Here is an 18,263-nt window from a genome sequence, read left to right as displayed (position 1 = left end):
TTAGTGGGGCTATGTTGCCGCTTGCCCTATGATGTCGCCGACACAAGCGGCCTGCCGATGGCCGATGAAAAACAGGGGAGAGGAAATGGAACTGCGTTGCGCCTGGGTGACCAGAGACCCGGAATACATCGAATACCATGACAAGCAGTGGGGCAGGCCGGTGTATGACGCCCGCGAGTTGTTTGCCAAGCTCTGCCTCGATGGTCAACAGGCGGGGCTGTCGTGGATCACCATCCTCAAGCGCACCGAGAGCTACCATCGCGCCTATGCGGATTTTGATCCGGTGCGCATCGTGCAGTTCGACGAGCAGGATGTGGAACGGCTGATGCAGGACAGCGGCATCATCCGCAACCGGCTCAAGGTGCAATCGATCATCAAAAATGCCCGCGCCTATCTGGCGCTGGAGGCGGAAGGCATCGACTTCGTCGATTATCTGTGGGGCTTCGTGGGCGGCGCCCCCATCGTCAACCAGCGTCAGGGCAACGGCGACATTCCGGCGACCTCACCGGAGTCGGATGCCATGTCCAAGGCGCTGAAGAAGCGCGGCTTCACCTTCGTCGGCAGCACCATCTGCTACGCCTTCATGCAGGCGGTGGGCATGGTGAACGATCATCTGGTGACCTGCCCTTGCCACGCCGAGTGCCAGCAAGCAGCGGCGACGTGAAGGGGAAATGCACGAAGAAGGGAGGCTCAAGCCTCCCTTCTTTTTTGCTCAGAATCAGCAGGGCTCAAGGGGGCGGCCGAGCGCCTCGCACACCTCGTCGCTGCTCATCAGCCGCACGAAGGGGCCGGCCAGGGTGGCGTTGTGATGGGCGATGATCTGGGGGGCGGTCAGTTGCGGCGTGTCCATGCAGGTGTGGGCATCGCTCACCAGCACCACTGTGTAGCCGAGATCTGCCGCCGCCCGGCAGGTGGTGTCGATGCAGTACTGGGTCTTCATGCCGGTGATGATCAGGGTCTGCACGCCGTCCTCTTTCAGCCAGCCATCGAGGCCGGTGCCATGGAAGGCGCTGGGGCGCTGCTTGTCGAACACCCGATCGGCCTCGCCGACGACCAGCTCAGGCGCAAGCTGCCAGAACGGGCTGCCGGCGGCGATGGGGCTGCCGGCCGGGCCCGTGTGACGCACCGCCAGCACGGGGAGAGCGGCACTGCGGGCCGCCTGGCTCAGGCGATTGATGTTGGCCAGGGTCTCGGCCCCGGCATGGGGGGCTTCCGGGCCGTGAAGGAGGCCCACCTGGATGTCGATGATGAGCAGCGCGGGGCGGGAAAGGGACGACATGGTCATGGCTCCGTGAGAAATGTCCCCCACTCTGGGGCCATGGGCTCTTATGAGACAACCCGCATCTGGGGGGCAACCACTCCAGACCCCGGGAGCATGTTCCGTTGCGCCGGGCCGGGAGCCTTGTCGCCCCTTGGTACAGCCGGGATACAGTCACACGGGTTCATCATCGGGATCGCCATCACGAGGGAGTCCCGTGTCACTGAGCACCGTTCGCCCTCTCTTCCCCGACCTGATCGGCTGCACCCTGGGGATGACGTTGCTCGTCAGGGCAAACACGAGGGGAAGCCGGCCCTGTGCAAGAAGGTCCGAGGCTGCACAAACGACGCCCCCGAGGGCCGAGTTTGCGCTACCGGGATCTTGCCCCTCCCCTATCATTGAAAGACGCCGGACCGGTTCAGGTTGTCTGGCGAAGGAGCCATCATGAAGAAGTCCGTATTGGCGCTGCTTGCCGCCACCGCCTTGCTGGCCGCCCTGCCTGCACAGGCCACCAAGCAGGCCCAGGAGCGCCGTGACGCCCGCGATGTGCGTCAGGATACCCGTCAGGAGTCCCGTGACGCGAAACAGGCGTGTCGTGAGGGGGTGGTGGGCAATGCCGACTGCCGCCAGGAGCATCGTGACAACAAGCAGGAGGGGCGAGACAAGGCCCGGGATATCAAATATTGAGGCGGGCCCGTCCGAAGATGGCCTGCACCGGGTAAGTCGCAAGGGGCAGGGGGCGTTTTGCCCCCTGCCCATCTTCGCAATGCGCGCGTCACACTCTGGCGCCTCTCTGGGTTAGAATGCGCGGCTATCGGCTAGAGTCGTTCTTTTTCAGAGGTTTTTTCATGCATTTCAAGAAACTGGTTCCTGCACTTGCCCTGACCGTCGCCATCACTGGCTGTACCACCAACCCCTATACCGGTGAATCCCAGACCTCCAAGGGCGCCTGGGGCGCGTTGGCGGGTGCGGCGACCGGCGCAGCCGTGGGGGCGCTCTCCTCCAGCAAGGGCGACCGCAAAAAGGGCATCCTGACTGGCGTCGCCGCCGGTGCGGCCCTGGGTGGTGGTATCGGTTACTACATGGATGTGCAGGAAGCCAAGCTGCGCGAGAAGCTGCAAGGCACCGGCGTCAGCGTGACCCGCAACGGTGATCAGCTGATCCTCAACATGCCGAACAACGTCACCTTCGACAGCTCCAGCGCCCAGCTGAAAGCCGCCGGTGCCAACACCCTGTCCGGCGTGGCCCTGGTGGTTGCCGAGTTCGACAAGACCCGTCTGAACGTGGTCGGTCACACCGACAGCACCGGCTCCCGCGAGCTGAACATGAAGCTCTCCCGGGATCGCGCCGATGCCGTCGCCGCCCAGCTGATCGGCCAGGGCGTGTCCGGCAGCCGCATCGCCATCAGCGGTGTGGGCCCGGATCAGCCGGTGGCCAGCAACAGCACCGCCGAAGGCAAGGCCCAGAACCGTCGGGTGACCATCACCCTGACCCCGACCGCCTAAGCGGCCCGGTTCGATGCCATGAAAAAGGCCCCGCCAGCGATGGCGGGGCCTTTCTATTGGCGCCGGTGCGTGCCCTGTGCTCCTTGCCCCCTTCTCCCCTTGCGGGAGAAGGGTCGGGGATGAGGGGATAACCGCCTCTTAGACAGCGGCAGTGAGCTGTACTTCCACCCTGTAGCCTTCGTGGGCGAGGCGGGCCTGCATGCAGGTGCGCACGGGGGCGGTGTCTGCATCAGGGGAGCCAGGCATCCCGCTTTGTTTAGACAGCCGCAGTCAGCTGCACTTCCACCTTGTAGCCTTCGTGGGCGAGACGGGCCTGTACACAGACACGAACGGGGCGGTGTCTGCATCAGGGGAGCCAGGCATCCCGCTTTGTTTAGACAGCTGCTGTGAGCTGCACTTCTACCCTGTAGCCTTCGTGGGCCAGACGGGCCTGTACACAGGCGCGAACGGGGGCTGTGTCTGCATCAGGGGAGCCAGGCATCCCGCTTTGTTTAGACAGCTGCTGTGAGCTGCACTTCTACCCTGTAGCCTTCGTGGGCCAGACGGGCCTGTACACAGGCGCGAACGGGGGCTGTGCCGGCCGGGATCCAGGCATCCCACAGCGCGTTGAAGGCGGCGATGTCTTCAATGTCCTTGAGATAGATGTTGGCCATCAGGATCCTGTCGACGCCGGAACCGTTGGCTTCCAGCAAACGCTGCAGGCTTTCCAGCACTTCACGGGTCTGCTGGTGGATGTCGGCGGTCTCGGTGGCGGGCACTTCCACCACGTAGAGAGTGCCGTTGTGGATGACCACATCAGACCAGCGCTGGGTGGTCCCGATACGGGTAATAGTTGTCATGTTTGCTCCGGTACAGGGTTATTGACCCTTGCGGATCAGGTAGCGGTAAGGGGCCTGCTCAGTCTCGCTGGCGACCAGGGTATGGTCCATGAAGCGGCAGAAGCTGGGAATGTCGCGGGTGGTGGAGGGGTCGTCGGCGCTGACCAGCAGGGTCTCCCCATCCGCCATCAGCCGCACTTTCTTGCGAACCATCATCACGGGTTCGGGGCAACGAAGCCCGATTGCGTCCAGCTCGTGGGTCGCATTGCAGAATTCAGTACTCATGAATAATCAACCTTCAGCCGCACCTTCTTGCGCGCCATCGTCACGGGTTCGGGGCAACGAAGCCCGATTGTGTCCAACTCGTGCGTTGCGTCGCAGAATAAAGCACTCATCAATAATCAACCTTCAACCAATTCGGCCAGCAATGATACTCACGGCGAAAAAATAATCAAACCACGGGGCGGTTATGCAGCATATGCTACCAAAATGTGAACCGGCTCTACCCAGGCTTCGCTCGATGAGTAATATAAAAATTGAACCATATTCAACAAGGAGGTGTGAATATGCAGGTCTCCTACGGCAGATTGCAAGCCTACGCAGGCATGGGGTTCTTGTCGTTCGCCATGATAGTGCTGGGCAGCCCGATCGGTAATACCGGTACCTGGTTCGGCTCCATGGTGATGATAGGGCTGGGGCTCTGGATCGAGCTCAGTGACTACTACGACGAGGATGAGGACGAGAACGATCCCTCCTGAGAGCCTGGCTCTCGGCACTCAAAGGCGGACGATGTCCGCCTTTGTCATTTCTGCTCCGCGCCTGAACGGGTCGAGCGCATGGCGCGCTCCAGCTGCTGTGCCGTCTGCTCGGGGTTGGCCCTGGCGTCGTTGAAGAAGCTGCTCAGCACATCCATGATCCCCTGGCGCATGTTGGTGGGCACCGCCATCCCCTCCGCCATGCTGGGCAGCAGGTTATCCTGTTGCTCGGCGTGGAGGAAGTCCTGATAGGAGCGGATGGCGCAGCGATCGAACTTGCTCATGTCCGGCTTGATGAGTGCCGGGATGGAGCCCTTCACCCGGTTGAACGCTTCCTGGAAGCGCGGTGTCATCAACAGCCTGGCCAGCTCGCCCTGGGCCTGCAACTGGGCGGGATCCCGCTGCTTAAACATGGCGATGGAGTCGAGGTTGTAGCTGAACAGCCCCTGGCTGCCCGGGCTTGGCAAGCACTCGATATCCTCGCCGGGGCGGTAGTTGCCTGCACTCAGCTCTCCCTTCACCCAGTCCCCCATCACCTGCATGGCGGCGCCGCCGCTCTCCAGCAGGTTGGTGGCCTGGTGCCATTTCAGGCCAGCGTATTTCTCGGGCACATAAGCGCGCAACTGCTGGAAGCGGGTCAGCACCCGCACCATGTCGGGGCCGGTCAGGGTGGCGCTGTCCTGTTCGAGGAAGGCCTTGCGATAAAAGGTCTTGCCCCCTTCGCCGAGGGCCACCGTTTCGAACAGCACCGCGATCTGCCAGGGTTCGTTACCGATGGCGAGGGGGGTGATGCCCTTCTCCTTGAGCTTGTCCGCCACCGCCACGAACTGGGCCCAGTCGGTGGGGGGCTTGAGCCCCTGTTGCTCGAATACCTTGCGGTTGAGCCACAGCCAGTTGACCCGGTGGATGCCGGTGGGGACCGCCATCAGGGCGCCGTTCTGGCTGAGTGTGTCGCGCACCATGGGGGGCAGCTGAGGGTACCAGCCGAGGTGCTCGGCCATGGGGGTGAGATCGCGCAGAAAGCCCAGGCTGCCCCACTCGTGCAGCTCGAACCCCTTGAGGTGGGCTGCCTCCGGCGGGTTTGCCGCCAGGGCCCGGCTCTTGAGCACCGTCATGGCGCTCTTGCCGCCCCCCCCCTGTACCGCGAAGTCGTTCCACTGGTTGCCCTGTTCGGCCCACTCGGACTTGAGCACTTCCACGGCCCTGGCCTCGCCGCCGGAGGTCCACCAGTGCAATACCTCCACCTGGGAGGCACAAACGGGCAGGGAGAGCAGGGCGATGACAGAAAAAGACAACCACTTCATACATTACTGCCTTGGTAGGGAGAGGGTGGCCTGCAGGCCGCCCTGGGGGCGATTTTCCAGCACCAGGTCACCGCCGTGGGCGTGGGCTATGTTGCGGGCGATGCCAAGGCCCAGCCCGGTGCCAGCGGCATCGGTGCTGAGGCGGTAGTAGGGCTCGAAGATGCGCTCGAACTGATCGTCCGGCAGACCGGGCCCCTCGTCCATGATGAAGAGGATCAGCATCTCCTCGTCATCCATGATGATGATGCGCACCTTCTGGCCGTACTTGATGCCGTTGTCCACCAGGTTGCCGATGCAGCGCTTGAGGGCCAGCAGCTTGCCGCGATAGGGCCACTTGCAGTGGCCCTCGATGGTGAGCAGATCCTCGTGCAGGTTCATGGCCTCCGCCATCTGCTCCAGCAGGGCGTTGACGTCGATCTGCTCGAGGTTCTCGTGAATGTCCGTCTCTTTGACCGTCTGCAGCGCCCCTTTGACCATCAGCTCCAGCTCGTCCAGGTCCTTGTTGAACTTGGCGATCTGCACCTCGTCGTCCAGCAGTTCGACCCGCAGTCGCAGCCGGGTGATGGGGGTCTTGAGGTCGTGGGAGATGGAGCTGAAGAGGCGCTCCCTGTCGTCGATGAAGCGGCGAATGCGCTGCTGCATGATGTTGAAGGCGCGGGTCGCCGCCACGATTTCGGAGGCACCCTCCTCTTTGAGGGACGGCTGGTCGATGTCCTTGCCGAGGTTGACCGCTGCCTTGGCGAGGCGACGCAGGGGGCGGGTCTGCCAGCGCACCAGCATGAAGGTGAAGAAGCAGAGGAAGACCGTCATCAGGGCGATGAAACGCACCTGGTTGCTTGGCATCACGGTGTCATCCAGCGTCATGTAGGGGGCGGGCAGCAGGGCCGCCAGATAGAGCCACTCCCCCGGTTCTATCTCGATCTGGGTCACCAGCACCGGCGGATTGATGGGCTCCAGGGACAGGGTGTAGCGGGCCCAGGAGGAGGGAAGATCCGCCAGCAGGGTGTCGTTGTTGAAGACGTGCAGCTCCTCGGGGCGGGAGAAGTCCACCTTGATGGCCATGGCGTCGGAGAGCTTGCGGCTGAGCACCTCCTGCACCTCTTTGAGCACCAGCGTCTTGCGCTCGCTGTCGGGGATGGCGCTGATGTGGATCTCTTCCTCGTTCAGGGAGACGAAGAAGCGGCTGCCCCCCATGTTGCGCAGCTGATCCAGCGCGATGTGGCGGTATTGCAGGGGCAGGGACTTGAAGAAGTTGACGGTGGAAGCCGCCGACAGCGCCAGGTTGCGGGTGGTGCTGAGCATGCCCTCCAGCTCCCGCTTCTGGATCTGCTGCATCCAGATGCCGGTGAGGATGGTCTGGGAGAGCAGGATGGCGAGCAGCAGCAGCAGCAGCATCCGCGACAGCAGGGAGCGGGGCACCAGGGCCCGCCAGAACTTCTGCCCCGTCATGGCAGCGTGTGTCTCTTGTCGATCAGCATGGGGTGCTTACCTCTGTGCCTTGCCCGTTGCCCCGTCATGGGTCTCTCTTCTGCCCGTTCAAGGTCTCGCCGTAGCGTCTGTCTGTTACGGGATCTCGTGGACTTCGGCGATCAGCATGTAGCCGCTGCCGCGAATGGTCTTGATGATGCGCGGGCTCTTGCCGTTGTCACCCAGCTTCTGGCGCAGGCGGCTGATCTGCACATCGATGCCGCGCTCCATGGGCAGGCTCTCGCGACCGCGGGTGGCGTCCGAGATGGTATCCCGGTCCAGGACCACGCCGGGCTGTTGCAGGAACATGCCGAGCAGCAGGGCATCGCTGCCGGAGAGATCCAGCAGGCTGCCATCTTCGTGGGTCAGCTGGTGGCTCAGGGTGTCCAGGGTCCACTCGGCGAAGCGCAGCCGACGGCTCGGTTCCTTTTCTTTCTCCGGCTGGCGGAATTCGGCGCGGCGCAGCAGCGCCTTGATGCGGGCCTGCAGTTCGCGCGGGCTGAACGGCTTGGCGATGTAGTCGTCGGCGCCAAGTTCCAGCCCAATCACCCGGTCAGCCTCGTCGGAGGCGGCGGTCAGCATGATGATGGGTACCTGGGAGTCGCGGCGGATCTGCTGGCAGAGGGTAAAGCCGTCGTCGCCGGGCATCATGATGTCCAGAATGATGAGGTCCGGGCTGTGCTGGGCCAGTTGTTGGCGCATCTCGTTCCCTTCGGCCGCGGTCAGTACCTCAAAACCGGCCCGGGTCAGGTACTCGTTGAGCAGCTCGCGGATCTCCCGATCGTCGTCGACGATAAGCAGTTGTTTGCTCGTTGACATATGTATGTGCATCCACCCATTTTTTTGTGCAGATTGAACCTGTCGGGGGAGCAAAAAGCAAGCAAGCCCCCCCTCTAATGTGAAGTTATGGGCAATATAGCCTCAGGATTGGCCCCGATCGCGGGAAAAGAATAAAAAAGGCCGACCCAAACGGGCCGGCCAACACGCAGATTCCGACGGCAGGAGCGCACCCCGTGTGGCGCGTTCCACAGACTCGACAGCAGGGTCGGCAGGCCGACCCGGTATTCGTGATGGGGCCGCTGTGCCGGGAAGCAGGGCCGCCTTCTGTCTGTTGTTGCCGCCCCGAGGCGGCGTCCCTGACCGGTGAGCAGTCAGGGGCGATTCACTTACACCCGTTCGAACACGGTGGCGATACCCTGACCCAGGCCGATGCACATGGTGGCGACTCCCAGGGTGGCATCCTTCTCTTCCATCAGGTTGATCAGGGTGGTGGAGATGCGGGCACCGGAGCAGCCGAGCGGGTGACCCAGGGCGATGGCGCCACCGTTCAGGTTCACCTTCTCATCCACCAAGTCTTGCAGACCCAGATCCTTCACGCAGGGGAGGGACTGGGCGGCAAACGCCTCGTTCAGCTCGAAGAGGTCGATGTCGCCGACGGTCAGCCCGGCTCGCTTGAGCGCTTTCTGGGTGGCCGGCACCGGGCCGTAACCCATGATGGCGGCGTCACAGCCGGCGATGGCCATGGCGCGCACCCTGGCGCGCGGCGTGAGGCCGAGGGCCTTTGCACGGTCCGCACTCATCACCAGCATGGCGGCGGCGCCATCGGACAGGGCTGAGGAGGTGCCGGCGGTGACGGTACCGTTGACCGGGTCGAACACCGGGCGCAGCTGGCTCAGCGTCTCGACCGTGGTCTCGGGGCGGATCACCTCGTCATAGTCGTAGAAGAAGCGGGCGCCGCTGGCGTCGTGCCCTTCCAGCCCGACGATCTCCTTGGCAAAACGCCCTTCCACGGTGGCGGCGTGGGCACGGCGGTGGGAGCGGGCCGCAAACTCGTCCTGCTGTTGACGGCTGATGCCGTGCAGCTTGCCGAGCATCTCGGCGGTCAGCCCCATCATGCCGGAGGCTTTTGCCACCGACTTGGCCATGCCGGGGTGGAAGTCCACCCCGTGGCTCATGGGCACGTGGCCCATGTGTTCGACGCCGCCGATGATGAAGATATCCCCATCACCTACCTGAATGGCGCGGGAGGCATCATGCAGCGCCTGCATGCTGGAGCCGCACAGGCGGTTGACGGTGACCGCCCCCACCTGCTTGGGAATGCCGGCCAGCAAGGCGGCGTTGCGGGCAATGTTGAAGCCCTGTTCCAGGGTCTGCTGCACGCAGCCCCAGTAGATATCCTCGATCTCGTTCGGGTCGAGGTTGGGGTTGCGCAGCAGGATGGATTTCATCAGGTGCGCGGACAAGTCTTCTGCACGCACGTTGCGGAAGGCGCCGCCCTTGGACCGGCCCATGGGGGTCCGGATACAGTCGACAATGACTACGTCTTTCATGAATGGATCTCCTTTCCGCAATCAGTAGAAGGTGTTGCCCTGGGCGGCCATCTCACGCAAGCGGTCGCTGACGCGGTAGAGCGGGCCCAAGTCGGCATACTGGTCGGCCATGGCGACATAGCGATCCAGACCGATAGTGTCCAGATAGCGGAACACGCCGCCGCGGAAGGGAGGGAAGCCCAGACCGTAGACCAGCGCGATGTCGGCTTCGGCTGGCGTGGCGACTATGCCCTCTTCCAGACAGAGCACCACCTCGTTGATCATCGGGATCATCATGCGGGCGATGATGGCGTCCTTGTCGAAATCCTGTTTCGGCTTGGCGATGGGGGCCAGCAGCTCGTAAGCAGCGGCGTCGGCCACCTTCTTCGGCTTGCCCTTCTTGTCCTGCTCGTAGGCGTAGAAGCCCTTGCCGTTCTTCTGACCGAAGCGGTTCACTTCGTACATCACGTCGATGGCGGTACGGCCTTCTTTGCTCATGCGTGCCGGGAAGCCCTGCGCCATCACGTCACCGGCATGGTGGCCAGTGTCGATGCCGACCACGTCCAGCAGGTAGGCGGGGCCCATGGGCCAGCCGAACTCCTTCTCCATCACCTTGTCGACGGCGGCGAAGTCGGCGCCATCGGCGACCAGCTTGTTGAAGCCGAAGAAGTAGGGGAACAGCACACGGTTCACGAAGAAGCCGGGGCAGTCGTTGACCACGACCGGGGACTTGCCCATGGCGGCGGCGTAGGCCACCACGCGGTTGATGGTTTCATCGGAGGTTTGCTCGCCGCGGATGATCTCCACCAGTGGCATGCGGTGCACCGGGTTGAAGAAGTGCATGCCGCAGAAATTCTCGGGGCGCTTCAGTCCCTTGGCCAGCAGGGAGATGGGGATGGTGGAGGTGTTGCTGGCGAGCACGGAGTCTTCGCCGATCACGCCTTCCACTTCACTCAGCACGGCCGCCTTCACTTTCGGGTTCTCGACCACGGCTTCGACCACCACGTCCACATGCTTGACGTTGTCATAGCTCAGGGTCGGCGTGATGGCGGAGAGCACCTGGCCCATCTTGATGCCGTCGATGCGACCGCGCTCGAGCTGGCCGTTGAGCAGCTTGGTGGCCTCATTCATGCCAAGTGCCAGCGCCTTCTCGTTGATGTCCTTCATCACCGCCGGGATGCCTTTGCTGGCAGACTGGTAGGCGATGCCGCCCCCCATGATGCCGGCACCCAGCACGGCGGCATGGCCGGTGGCCTTGTTTGCCTGCTTGGCGGCCTTCTTGGCCAGCGCCTTGATGTGTTGATCGTTGAGGAAGATACCGACCAGCGCCTTGGCCACGTCGGTTTTCGCCAGCTTGATGAAGGTGGCGGCCTCGGCGGCCAGCGCTTCGTCACGGCCCATGCTGGCGGCGGCTTCCACCGTCTTCACGGCGGCCATGGGGGCCGGATAGTGTTTGCCCGCCACGGCGGCAACCATGCCGGCGGCGGTGGTGAAGCTCATCATGGCTTCCAGTTTGGAGAGGCGCAGCGGGGCCTTCTTGGTGGCGCGGCGGCCCTGCCAGTCCAGCTTGCCTTTGATCGCGTCCTTGATCATCTGCACGGCGGCGCTGTGCAGCGCGTCGGGGGCGACCACGGCATCGATGGCACCCACCTTGAGGGCGTCATCGGCACGGTAATCCTTGCCGGTGGTGATCCACTCCAGCGCGTTGTCGGCACCGATCACCCGCGGCAGACGGACGGTGCCGCCAAAGCCCGGCATGATGCCGAGCTTGGTCTCGGGCAGGCCGATCTTGGCCGTGGTGTCGGCCAACCGGAAATCGGTGGAGAGAATGGTCTCGCAGCCGCCGCCCAGAGCATGGCCCTTGATGGCGGAGAGGGTGGGCACCGGCAGATCTTCGATGGCGCTGAAGATGTCGTTGGCCTTCTCCAGCCAGCCGAGCAGGTCTTCTTGCGGCAGATCGAACAGTTCCAGGAATTCGGTGATGTCGGCGCCGACGATGAAAGCGTCTTTGCCGGAGGTGAGGATCAGACCCTTCAAATCGGCTTGTTGCTGTAATGCGGCGATCGCTTCGCTCAGGGAGAGCAGGGTAGCGCGATCCAGCTTGTTGACTGAACCCGGGGCATCGAACCTCAGCTCGGCAATGCCGTCTTCGAGGTAGCTGACCGTCAGGGTTTCGCCTTGGTAGATCATGAGAGTGTCTCCTTGTTCCCACTCTGTGGGGAATGGTGCTCCTTTATCCCCAGCAGGGGGCGAGGCTCACTATTGATCCAAAAGGAGACATTTTCAACACCTATTTAAAACATTTGTTTAACAGTTGTCGAGTAAAAGCTCTTCATCACAAAACGGGCAAAAAAGAGGCGCCTTGCGGCGCCTCCGATGGAGATGAGCGTGGTATCAGCTAGCCAGTTCCGGCCGGTTGCGATACTGGTTCAGCACCTCGGGATCGGCGAGGGCATGGGTGTTGTTGACGGGCCGATTGTGCACCACTTCCCGCACCGCCAGCTCCACTATCTTGCCGGACTTGGTGCGGGGGATGGCATCCACCTGCAGGATGCGGGCAGGCACATGACGGGCGGTGCAGTGTCGCTTGATCTGCTGGCATATCCGCTCACGCAGCCCGTCGTCCAGCTTGCAACCCGCCTTGAGCTTGACGAACAGCACCACCCGCTCGTCCTGTTTCCATTGCTGGCCGATGACGATGCTCTCTTCCACCTCGTCGAGTTGTTCCACATAGCGGTAGATCTCGCTGGTGCCGATGCGCACGCCGCCCGGGTTGAGGGTCGCGTCGGAGCGGCCGTAGAACAGAATGCCGCCGGTCGGGGTCAGCTCGATCCAGTCCCCGTGGCACCAGATGTTGTCGAACCGCTCGAAGTAGGCGGCGTGGTATTTGTCGCCGTTCTCGTCACCCCAGAAGTAGATGGGCTGGGCCGGGAAAGGCTTGGTGCAGACCAGTTCGCCCTTTTCACCCAGCACCGGCTGGCCCGCCTCGTTGAATACCTGCACCGCGAGACCAAGGCCGCGCCCCTGGCTCTCGCCGCGATAGACGGGGCTCAAGGGGTTGCCGATGACGAAGCAGGAGCAGATGTCGGTGCCGCCAGAGATGGAGCTGAGCTGCACATCCTGCTTTATCTGCTGGTAAACGTAGTCAAACCCCTCCGGCGACAGCACGGATCCGGTGCTGCAGATGAGGCGCAAGGCAGGCAGGTCGTGGGTCTTGATGGGGGCATAACCCTGTTTATGCAGCGCATCGAGATACTTGGCCGAGGTGCCGAACAGGGCGACCTCTTCGTCCCGTGCCAGATCCCACAGCACCTTGCCATCCGGGTAGAAGGGGGAACCATCGTAGAGCACCAGGGTGGCGCCGGAGGCGAGGGCGCTCACCAGCCAGTTCCACATCATCCAGCCACAGGTGGTGAAGTAGAAGATGCGCTCCCCCGGCTTGATGTCGCAGTGCAACTGGTGCTCTTTCAGGTGTTGCAGCAGGGTGCCGCCAATGCCGTGCACGATGCACTTGGGTTTGCCGGTGGTGCCGGAGGAGTAGAGGATATAGAGCGGGTCATTGAAAGCCATGGGCTCGAAGGCGAGCTGGGTGTCATGCTGGCTTGCCAGCAATTGCTGCCAGTTGTGACCAAGCTGCAGCGGGTTGCCGAGCAGAGGGATCATCACCGTCTGCTCTATGCTGTCGAGCTGACCGACGACGCTGGCCACCTTGTCCTGAATGTCGATGGCCTTGCCGCCGTAGCGGTAGCCATCCACCGCGAACAGCACCCTGGGACGGGTCTGGCCGAAGCGCTCCACCACGCTGGCCTCGCCAAAATCGGGACTGGTGGAGGTCCAGATCGCGCCGAGGCTGGTGGTTGCCAGCATGGCTACCACGGTTTCCGGGATATTGGGCAGGTAGGCTGCGACCACATCACCCCGGCCTATGCCCTGGCTGCGAAGCCACTGGGCCAGGCGGGCGACCTGATCTGCCAGCTGATGCCAGCTCAGGGTCCGGCTTGGACCCCCTTCGATGCGGGAGATGATGGCCGGGCTCTCATCCTGACGGCGCAGCAGGTTCTCGGCGAAGTTGAGCTGGCTGTCGGGGAACCAGCGGGCGCGCTGCATATCCTGGCGGTTCTCCGCCACAATGTTGCCAAGCTCGCCCTTGACGCCGCAGTGCTGCCACACCAGGGGCCAGAAGCGGGTGGTCTTCTCCACCGACCATTGATACAGGTCGGCATAGCTGCGCAGTTGCAGACCATGGAAGTGATTGACCTCGGCCATGAACTGGTGGAGGTTGGAGTGCTGCATCCTGTCCTGATCCGGTGTCCACAGACAAAGGTTTTGCATGAGTCGTTCCTGACGGCTGATATCTACTGTCTGTGGGCAGTGTATTGAATTGTTCTTTGTTTGTTAATTGTCTGTTTTATCTTCATAACAAAAAGCCTGTAACCTATGCGTTACCTCACGAAGCGAAAGCCGGGTGGCTCGAGCCTTGATTCGCTTGATGTTATGCTGAAGTCACATTCGCCCGGAGCAGGACGCCATGAGCAGTTACAGCCAACTTTTTGCCCAGCATCTCGACACCCTTCAGCAGCGTACCCGCGACATCCTGCAACAACAGGGTCTTGGCGGCCTCGCTATTCACTCCGGCCAGACTCATCGCATCTTTCTCGATGACCAGGATTATCCCTTCAAGGTGAATCCCCAGTTCAAGGCCTGGTTGCCGGTGCTGGACAACCCTCACTGCTGGTTGCTGGTGGACGGGGTGAACAAGCCGGTGCTGCTGTTCTACCGGCCGGTGGACTTCTGGCACAAGGTGGCGGAGTTGCCCAACGCCTTCTGGGTCGATTTCTTCGACATTCGCTTCCTGACTCGCCCGGAGCAGGTTGCCGATCACCTGCCGGCCAACAAGCAGGAGTGGGCCTATCTGGGCGGCCATCTGGAAGTGGCCGAGCTGCTGGGACTGGGCCAGCCCAATCCGGAGGCGGTCCTCAACTACCTGCACTACCACCGTGCCTACAAGACGCCCTATGAGCTGGAATGTCTTCGCGATGCCAACCGCATCGGCGTGCGCGGCCACATCGCGGCCAAGGACTCCTTCATGGCGGGGGCGAGCGAGTTCGAGATCAACCTGTCCTACATGAAGGCGGTCGGACAGGGGGCCAATGAGGCGCCCTACGGCAACATTGTTGCCATCAACCGCAATGCGGCCATCCTGCACTACACCCATCTCTCCACCCAGCGGGTGCCGGATGCGGAGCGTTACTCCTTCCTCATCGATGCCGGTGTGGACGTGCACGGTTATGCCTCCGACATTACCCGGACCTGGGCCTGGCGCCGCGGTGAGTTCGCCGATCTGATTGCTGCGCTGGATGCACAGCAACAGGAGATCATCGACGAGATCAAGCCGGGCCGCCGCTACAGCGAGCTGCACCTGCAGATGCACCACAGGCTGGCGCGCCTGCTGCAAGCCACCGAACTGGTAGACATGTCGGTGGACGAGATGATCCATACCGGGGTGACCAATGTCTTCTTCCCCCACGGTCTCGGCCACTTCCTCGGCCTGCAGGTACACGATGCCGGCGGCTTCATGCAGGATGAGCGCGGCACCCACCTGGCGGCCCCCGAGCAGTTCCCCTATCTGCGCTGCACCCGGGTGATCGAAGTGGGTCAGGTCTTCACCATAGAGCCCGGCCTCTACTTCATCGACAGCCTGCTGGAGCCGCTGCGCCAGGGTGAGCAGGGCAAGCGGGTCAACTGGAACAAGGTGGAGGCGCTGCGTCCCTATGGTGGTATTCGCATCGAGGACAACGTGGTGCTGCATGCCAACGGGGTGGAGAACCTGACCAGACAAGCAGGGCTCTGATGGCGACGGATTACCCCATACCGGCAGCCCCGCTGGAGGTGAGCGAAGAGATCAAGAAGAGCCGCTTCATTACCTACATCGCCCACACTCCGACCGTCGAGGCCGCCAAGGCCTGGATAGACGAGATCAAACAGCAACACCCGGGAGCCCGGCATCACTGCTGGGCTTTTGTCGCCGGCGCCCCGCAAGACAGCCAGGTTTATGGTTTCAGTGATGATGGCGAACCCTCGGGCACGGCGGGCAAACCCATGCTGGCCCAGTTGATGGGGGCCGGTCTGGGTGAAGTCGCCGCCGTGGTGGTGCGCTATTACGGTGGCGTGCTGCTGGGGACCGGTGGCCTGGTCAAGGCCTATGGTGGTGGTGTGGGGGCAGCACTCAAGCAACTTGAAACCTGTATCAAGCGTCAGCTGACCTCTTCCGTGATCCAGTGTGACTACACCGACATGGGGGCCGTGGAGTCACTCATCTCTGTCCATCAAGGGCAGTTGCTGGTGGCCGATTATGGTGCCAGCGTCACCCTTCAGGTAGCGTGGGAGTCTGCGCTCTGGGCCCGTATCGCACAGGAATTGACCGACCGGACCCAGGGTCGGGTATCCCTTCGTCCCTTAGATGGCTAGAATCCATCGCTCTTTTAGTCTGAAGAGGGAGCCGGAATGCAGATTCTGAGCATCATTCGTATCGTCGGTCTGCTGGTTGCCCTGTTCAGCTCGACCATGCTGCTGCCCGCGATGGTCGCTTTTGGGTATCGTGATGGCGGTGGTACCGAGTTCGTCAACTCCTTCGTCATAGCCCTCCTGCTCGGCCTCCTGCTCTGGTTTCCCAACCGCCATCAGAAAAAGGAACTCAGGTCCAAGGAAGGCTTCCTCATCGTGGTGCTGTTCTGGGTGGTGCTGGGGAGCGTGGGTGCCGTCCCCTTCATCATGAGCGACACGCCTGACATGTCGGTCTCGGAGGCATTTTTCGAGTCGTTTTCCGGCCTGACTACCACGGGCGCAACGGTGCTGACCGGGCTGGACAATCTGCCCAAGGCGTTTCTCTTCTACCGCCAGCTGCTGCAATGGCTCGGTGGCATGGGGATCATCGTGCTGGCGGTGGCCGTGCTGCCACTTCTGGGTATCGGGGGTATGCAGCTCTATCGCGCCGAGATCCCGGGGCCCGTCAAGGACAACAAGGTGACCCCGCGCATCGCCGAGACGGCCAAGGCGCTCTGGTTCATCTATCTGTTGCTGACCTCCCTCTGCGCTCTCGCGTACTGGATGGCGGGAATGACGTTGTTCGATGCCATCTGCCACTCCTTCTCCACCTTGTCGGTTGGGGGGTTCTCGACCCACGACGCCAGCATCGGTTTCTTCGACAGCCCGGCCATCAACCTGATCACAGTGGTGTTCCTGTTGCTGGCGAGCGTCAACTTCGCGCTTCACTTCATGGTATTTGCCCACAAGCCGGTGCGCGTGAGCAGCTATCTGCGGGACTCGGAGCTCAAAGTGTTTCTGAGCATCCAGTGCGTGCTGGTGTTGATCTGTTTCGTCTCTCTGCTGTTCCACGGTCATTACGCCACCTGGCAGGAGGCGCTCAACCACGGTCTGTTCCAGGCGGTGTCGCTTGGCACGACCACCGGCTACAGCACGACCAGCTATGCGGAGTGGCCCTCCTTTCTGCCCATGCTGTTGATGTTCTCCGCCTTCATCGGCTGCTGCGCCGGCAGTACCGGGGGGGGCATCAAGGTGATGCGTTTCATGATCTTGTTCCTGCAGGGGATGCGTGAACTCAAACGGCTGGTGCATCCGCGGGCCATCTACACCTTGAAGCTGGGACGCCGCGCCGTACCGGAGCGGATCGTGGAAGCGGTCTGGGGCTACTTTGCCACCTACATCATCCTGTTCTTCATCTTCATGCTGTTGCTGCTGATGACGGGGCTGAACGAAGTGACGGCCTTCTCCGCCGTGGCTGCGGCATTCACCAACGTGGGGCCGGGTCTGGGGGAGGTGTCGGCCAACTTCGGCAATATCTCGGCCACTGCACAGTGGATATTAATCGTGGCCATGTTGTTTGGTCGATTGGAAATCTTCACACTTCTGGTACTGTTTACTCCTGCATTCTGGCGTAGTTGAGGTTGGTATGGACAAGATTTTGGTGCTTTATTCTTCCCGGGACGGGCAAACGCGGAAAATCGTGGATGTCATGCTGGAGGAAATATCAGGATGCGAAGTGGTGATGCACGACCTGCACACCCTGCCCATGTGCAACCTCAGCAAGTATGCCAAGGTGTTGATTGGCGCTTCCATTCGCTACGGTAACTTCCACCCCAGCCTGCTCAGCTTCATACACGCACATCATGAACAGCTGGAAGTAGCCAATGCGGCGTTCTTCTGCGTGAACCTGACGGCACGCAAGCCCGAGAAGCAGACGCCGCAGACCAACGCCTACATGAAGAAGTTTCTGCGCCTCTCTCCCTGGAAGCCTAAAACTCTGGGGGTGTTTGCCGGGGCATTGCAGTACTCCCGTTACAACTGGTGGCAGACCCGCATCATCCAGTTGATCATGAAGATCACCGGGGGCAGCACGGATACCAGCAAGGATCTGGAATTCACCGACTGGGACAAGGTGCGCGGCTTTGCCCGTGAATTTTGGTCAAAAAAGTAACAGTGACGTCATTCAGAGCGGCCAGAGCCCTGCGTAAGTAGGGCTTTTTGTTTGATAAGTAGGCGTTCGAGCCACAAATCGGTAAAAAGGACTATTTTTCGCAAGATAGCCCTTGTCATCCCGGCGCGGCTCCCTATAATGCGCCCCTACCAGCACGGCGGACCACGCCAACCTGATGAGCCAGCTTCCTAGCGAAGTGGGCGCCGAAAGAAAAGCGAAAACAACCGCTTGACTTTCGAAGTGAGGAGCGTAAGATGCGCCTCCTCAACGCGATAAGCGTGACGCTCTTTAACAATTTGAATCAAGCAATCTGTGTGGGCACTCACAGCATCGAGCATCAAAAACAATTTTTG

Annotated in this window: 17 protein-coding genes and 1 pseudogene; 8 read left to right on the top strand and 10 right to left on the bottom strand. The window is 61.9% G+C overall.

Annotated elements, in window-relative coordinates:
• The first annotated feature begins 85 nt into the window (after positions 1–85).
• Entirely contained in the window at positions 86–664 is a 579-nt protein-coding gene (locus AB7E19_RS19475) for a DNA-3-methyladenine glycosylase I (protein WP_052814731.1), read from the top strand.
• Between the two features lie 54 nt (positions 665–718).
• On the opposite strand, the gene AB7E19_RS19470 is transcribed toward AB7E19_RS19475, so the two are convergent.
• A complete protein-coding gene (locus AB7E19_RS19470; protein WP_104452089.1) occupies positions 719–1,279 on the bottom strand; it encodes a cysteine hydrolase family protein in 561 nt (186 codons plus the stop codon).
• 423 nt (positions 1,280–1,702) lie between these two features.
• Here AB7E19_RS19470 and AB7E19_RS19465 point away from each other — a divergent pair, with 423 nt between their 5' ends.
• Entirely contained in the window at positions 1,703–1,945 is a 243-nt protein-coding gene (locus AB7E19_RS19465; protein ID WP_043156027.1) for a hypothetical protein, read from the top strand.
• Between the two features lie 161 nt (positions 1,946–2,106).
• Positions 2,107–2,763, top strand: coding sequence for an OmpA family lipoprotein (locus tag AB7E19_RS19460; protein WP_010672405.1), 657 nt, complete (start codon positions 2,107–2,109; stop codon positions 2,761–2,763).
• A gap of 373 nt (positions 2,764–3,136) precedes the next feature.
• Here the strand turns inward: AB7E19_RS19460 and AB7E19_RS19455 are convergent.
• From AB7E19_RS19455 to tusA, 3 genes and pseudogenes are all read right to left on the bottom strand, one after another.
• Positions 3,137–3,226 (bottom strand): annotated as a pseudogene (locus tag AB7E19_RS19455) (endoribonuclease L-PSP); the annotation flags it as partial.
• 28 nt (positions 3,227–3,254) lie between these two features.
• Positions 3,255–3,602, bottom strand: a complete 348-nt coding sequence (locus tag AB7E19_RS19450) for a RidA family protein (RefSeq protein WP_053288897.1) — start codon at positions 3,600–3,602, stop codon at positions 3,255–3,257.
• Positions 3,603–3,620: 18 nt separating this feature from the next.
• Positions 3,621–3,866 carry a sulfurtransferase TusA gene (tusA, locus tag AB7E19_RS19445; RefSeq protein ID WP_041214136.1) on the bottom strand — a complete coding sequence of 82 codons (246 nt, stop codon included), beginning with the start codon at positions 3,864–3,866 and terminating at the stop codon, positions 3,621–3,623.
• A 281-nt stretch (positions 3,867–4,147) separates the two neighbouring features.
• On the opposite strand from tusA, the gene AB7E19_RS19440 reads away from it, so the two are divergent.
• Positions 4,148–4,339: a hypothetical protein gene (locus tag AB7E19_RS19440; RefSeq protein WP_010672410.1), complete on the top strand. Its 192-nt coding sequence runs from the start codon at positions 4,148–4,150 to the stop codon at positions 4,337–4,339.
• Between the two features lie 44 nt (positions 4,340–4,383).
• On the opposite strand, the gene AB7E19_RS19435 is transcribed toward AB7E19_RS19440, so the two are convergent.
• The 6 genes from AB7E19_RS19435 to AB7E19_RS19410 all read right to left on the bottom strand — a co-directional run bounded on the left by AB7E19_RS19435 (position 4,384) and on the right by AB7E19_RS19410 (position 13,748).
• Entirely contained in the window at positions 4,384–5,640 is a 1,257-nt protein-coding gene (locus AB7E19_RS19435) for an ABC transporter substrate-binding protein (RefSeq protein WP_045522564.1), read from the bottom strand.
• A 3-nt stretch (positions 5,641–5,643) separates the two neighbouring features.
• On the bottom strand, positions 5,644–7,089 hold the full coding sequence (locus tag AB7E19_RS19430; RefSeq protein ID WP_010672412.1) for an ATP-binding protein: 1,446 nt from the start codon (positions 7,087–7,089) through the stop codon (positions 5,644–5,646).
• A gap of 114 nt (positions 7,090–7,203) precedes the next feature.
• Positions 7,204–7,926 carry a response regulator gene (locus tag AB7E19_RS19425; protein ID WP_010672413.1) on the bottom strand — a complete coding sequence of 241 codons (723 nt, stop codon included), beginning with the start codon at positions 7,924–7,926 and terminating at the stop codon, positions 7,204–7,206.
• Positions 7,927–8,273: 347 nt separating this feature from the next.
• Positions 8,274–9,437 carry an acetyl-CoA C-acyltransferase FadA gene (fadA, locus tag AB7E19_RS19420; RefSeq protein WP_010672414.1) on the bottom strand — a complete coding sequence of 388 codons (1,164 nt, stop codon included), beginning with the start codon at positions 9,435–9,437 and terminating at the stop codon, positions 8,274–8,276.
• Positions 9,438–9,458: 21 nt separating this feature from the next.
• Positions 9,459–11,606, bottom strand: coding sequence for a fatty acid oxidation complex subunit alpha FadB (gene fadB / locus AB7E19_RS19415; RefSeq protein WP_427936294.1), 2,148 nt, complete (start codon positions 11,604–11,606; stop codon positions 9,459–9,461).
• Between the two features lie 204 nt (positions 11,607–11,810).
• Positions 11,811–13,748 (bottom strand): acetoacetate--CoA ligase, encoded by a 1,938-nt coding sequence (locus AB7E19_RS19410; RefSeq protein WP_161653356.1) that lies wholly within the window; start codon positions 13,746–13,748, stop codon positions 11,811–11,813.
• A 196-nt stretch (positions 13,749–13,944) separates the two neighbouring features.
• Between AB7E19_RS19410 and pepQ the strand changes: the two genes are divergently transcribed.
• Genes pepQ through hemG form a run of 4 tightly spaced genes read left to right on the top strand, consistent with a single transcriptional unit; the run spans position 13,945 to position 17,910 of the window.
• Entirely contained in the window at positions 13,945–15,267 is a 1,323-nt protein-coding gene (gene pepQ / locus AB7E19_RS19405; RefSeq protein ID WP_128297090.1) for a Xaa-Pro dipeptidase, read from the top strand.
• A complete protein-coding gene (locus tag AB7E19_RS19400) occupies positions 15,267–15,884 on the top strand; it encodes a YigZ family protein (RefSeq protein WP_041212013.1) in 618 nt (205 codons plus the stop codon). The genes pepQ and AB7E19_RS19400 overlap by 1 nt, the downstream gene beginning before the upstream one ends.
• A gap of 36 nt (positions 15,885–15,920) precedes the next feature.
• Positions 15,921–17,378, top strand: coding sequence for a TrkH family potassium uptake protein (locus AB7E19_RS19395; RefSeq protein ID WP_045522557.1), 1,458 nt, complete (start codon positions 15,921–15,923; stop codon positions 17,376–17,378).
• 7 nt (positions 17,379–17,385) lie between these two features.
• Positions 17,386–17,910, top strand: coding sequence for a menaquinone-dependent protoporphyrinogen IX dehydrogenase (gene hemG / locus AB7E19_RS19390; protein ID WP_029313439.1), 525 nt, complete (start codon positions 17,386–17,388; stop codon positions 17,908–17,910).
• The last annotated feature ends 353 nt before the right edge of the window (positions 17,911–18,263 follow it).

The organism is Aeromonas sp. (genome assembly GCF_050252055.1).
Classification (GTDB): Bacteria; Pseudomonadota; Gammaproteobacteria; order Enterobacterales; family Aeromonadaceae; genus Aeromonas; species Aeromonas caviae.
Note: the sequence above shows the minus strand (reverse complement) of the source record. Positions and strands in the feature narration are given on the sequence as shown.

Excerpts from the sequence above, each read along its gene's own strand:
- AB7E19_RS19475 (WP_052814731.1), top strand. The coding sequence starts at position 86 with ATGGAACTGCGTTGCGCCTGGGTGACCAGAGACCCGGAATACATCGAA.
- AB7E19_RS19470 (WP_104452089.1), bottom strand. The coding sequence starts at position 1,279 with ATGTCGTCCCTTTCCCGCCCCGCGCTGCTCATCATCGACATCCAGGTG.
- AB7E19_RS19465 (WP_043156027.1), top strand. The coding sequence starts at position 1,703 with ATGAAGAAGTCCGTATTGGCGCTGCTTGCCGCCACCGCCTTGCTGGCC.
- AB7E19_RS19460 (WP_010672405.1), top strand. The coding sequence starts at position 2,107 with ATGCATTTCAAGAAACTGGTTCCTGCACTTGCCCTGACCGTCGCCATC.
- AB7E19_RS19450 (WP_053288897.1), bottom strand. The coding sequence starts at position 3,602 with ATGACAACTATTACCCGTATCGGGACCACCCAGCGCTGGTCTGATGTG.
- tusA (WP_041214136.1), bottom strand. The coding sequence starts at position 3,866 with ATGAGTACTGAATTCTGCAATGCGACCCACGAGCTGGACGCAATCGGG.
- AB7E19_RS19440 (WP_010672410.1), top strand. The coding sequence starts at position 4,148 with ATGCAGGTCTCCTACGGCAGATTGCAAGCCTACGCAGGCATGGGGTTC.
- AB7E19_RS19435 (WP_045522564.1), bottom strand. The coding sequence starts at position 5,640 with ATGAAGTGGTTGTCTTTTTCTGTCATCGCCCTGCTCTCCCTGCCCGTT.
- AB7E19_RS19430 (WP_010672412.1), bottom strand. The coding sequence starts at position 7,089 with ATGACGGGGCAGAAGTTCTGGCGGGCCCTGGTGCCCCGCTCCCTGCTG.
- AB7E19_RS19425 (WP_010672413.1), bottom strand. The coding sequence starts at position 7,926 with ATGTCAACGAGCAAACAACTGCTTATCGTCGACGACGATCGGGAGATC.
- fadA (WP_010672414.1), bottom strand. The coding sequence starts at position 9,437 with ATGAAAGACGTAGTCATTGTCGACTGTATCCGGACCCCCATGGGCCGG.
- fadB (WP_427936294.1), bottom strand. The coding sequence starts at position 11,606 with ATGATCTACCAAGGCGAAACCCTGACGGTCAGCTACCTCGAAGACGGC.
- AB7E19_RS19410 (WP_161653356.1), bottom strand. The coding sequence starts at position 13,748 with ATGCAAAACCTTTGTCTGTGGACACCGGATCAGGACAGGATGCAGCAC.
- pepQ (WP_128297090.1), top strand. The coding sequence starts at position 13,945 with ATGAGCAGTTACAGCCAACTTTTTGCCCAGCATCTCGACACCCTTCAG.
- AB7E19_RS19400 (WP_041212013.1), top strand. The coding sequence starts at position 15,267 with ATGGCGACGGATTACCCCATACCGGCAGCCCCGCTGGAGGTGAGCGAA.
- AB7E19_RS19395 (WP_045522557.1), top strand. The coding sequence starts at position 15,921 with ATGCAGATTCTGAGCATCATTCGTATCGTCGGTCTGCTGGTTGCCCTG.
- hemG (WP_029313439.1), top strand. The coding sequence starts at position 17,386 with ATGGACAAGATTTTGGTGCTTTATTCTTCCCGGGACGGGCAAACGCGG.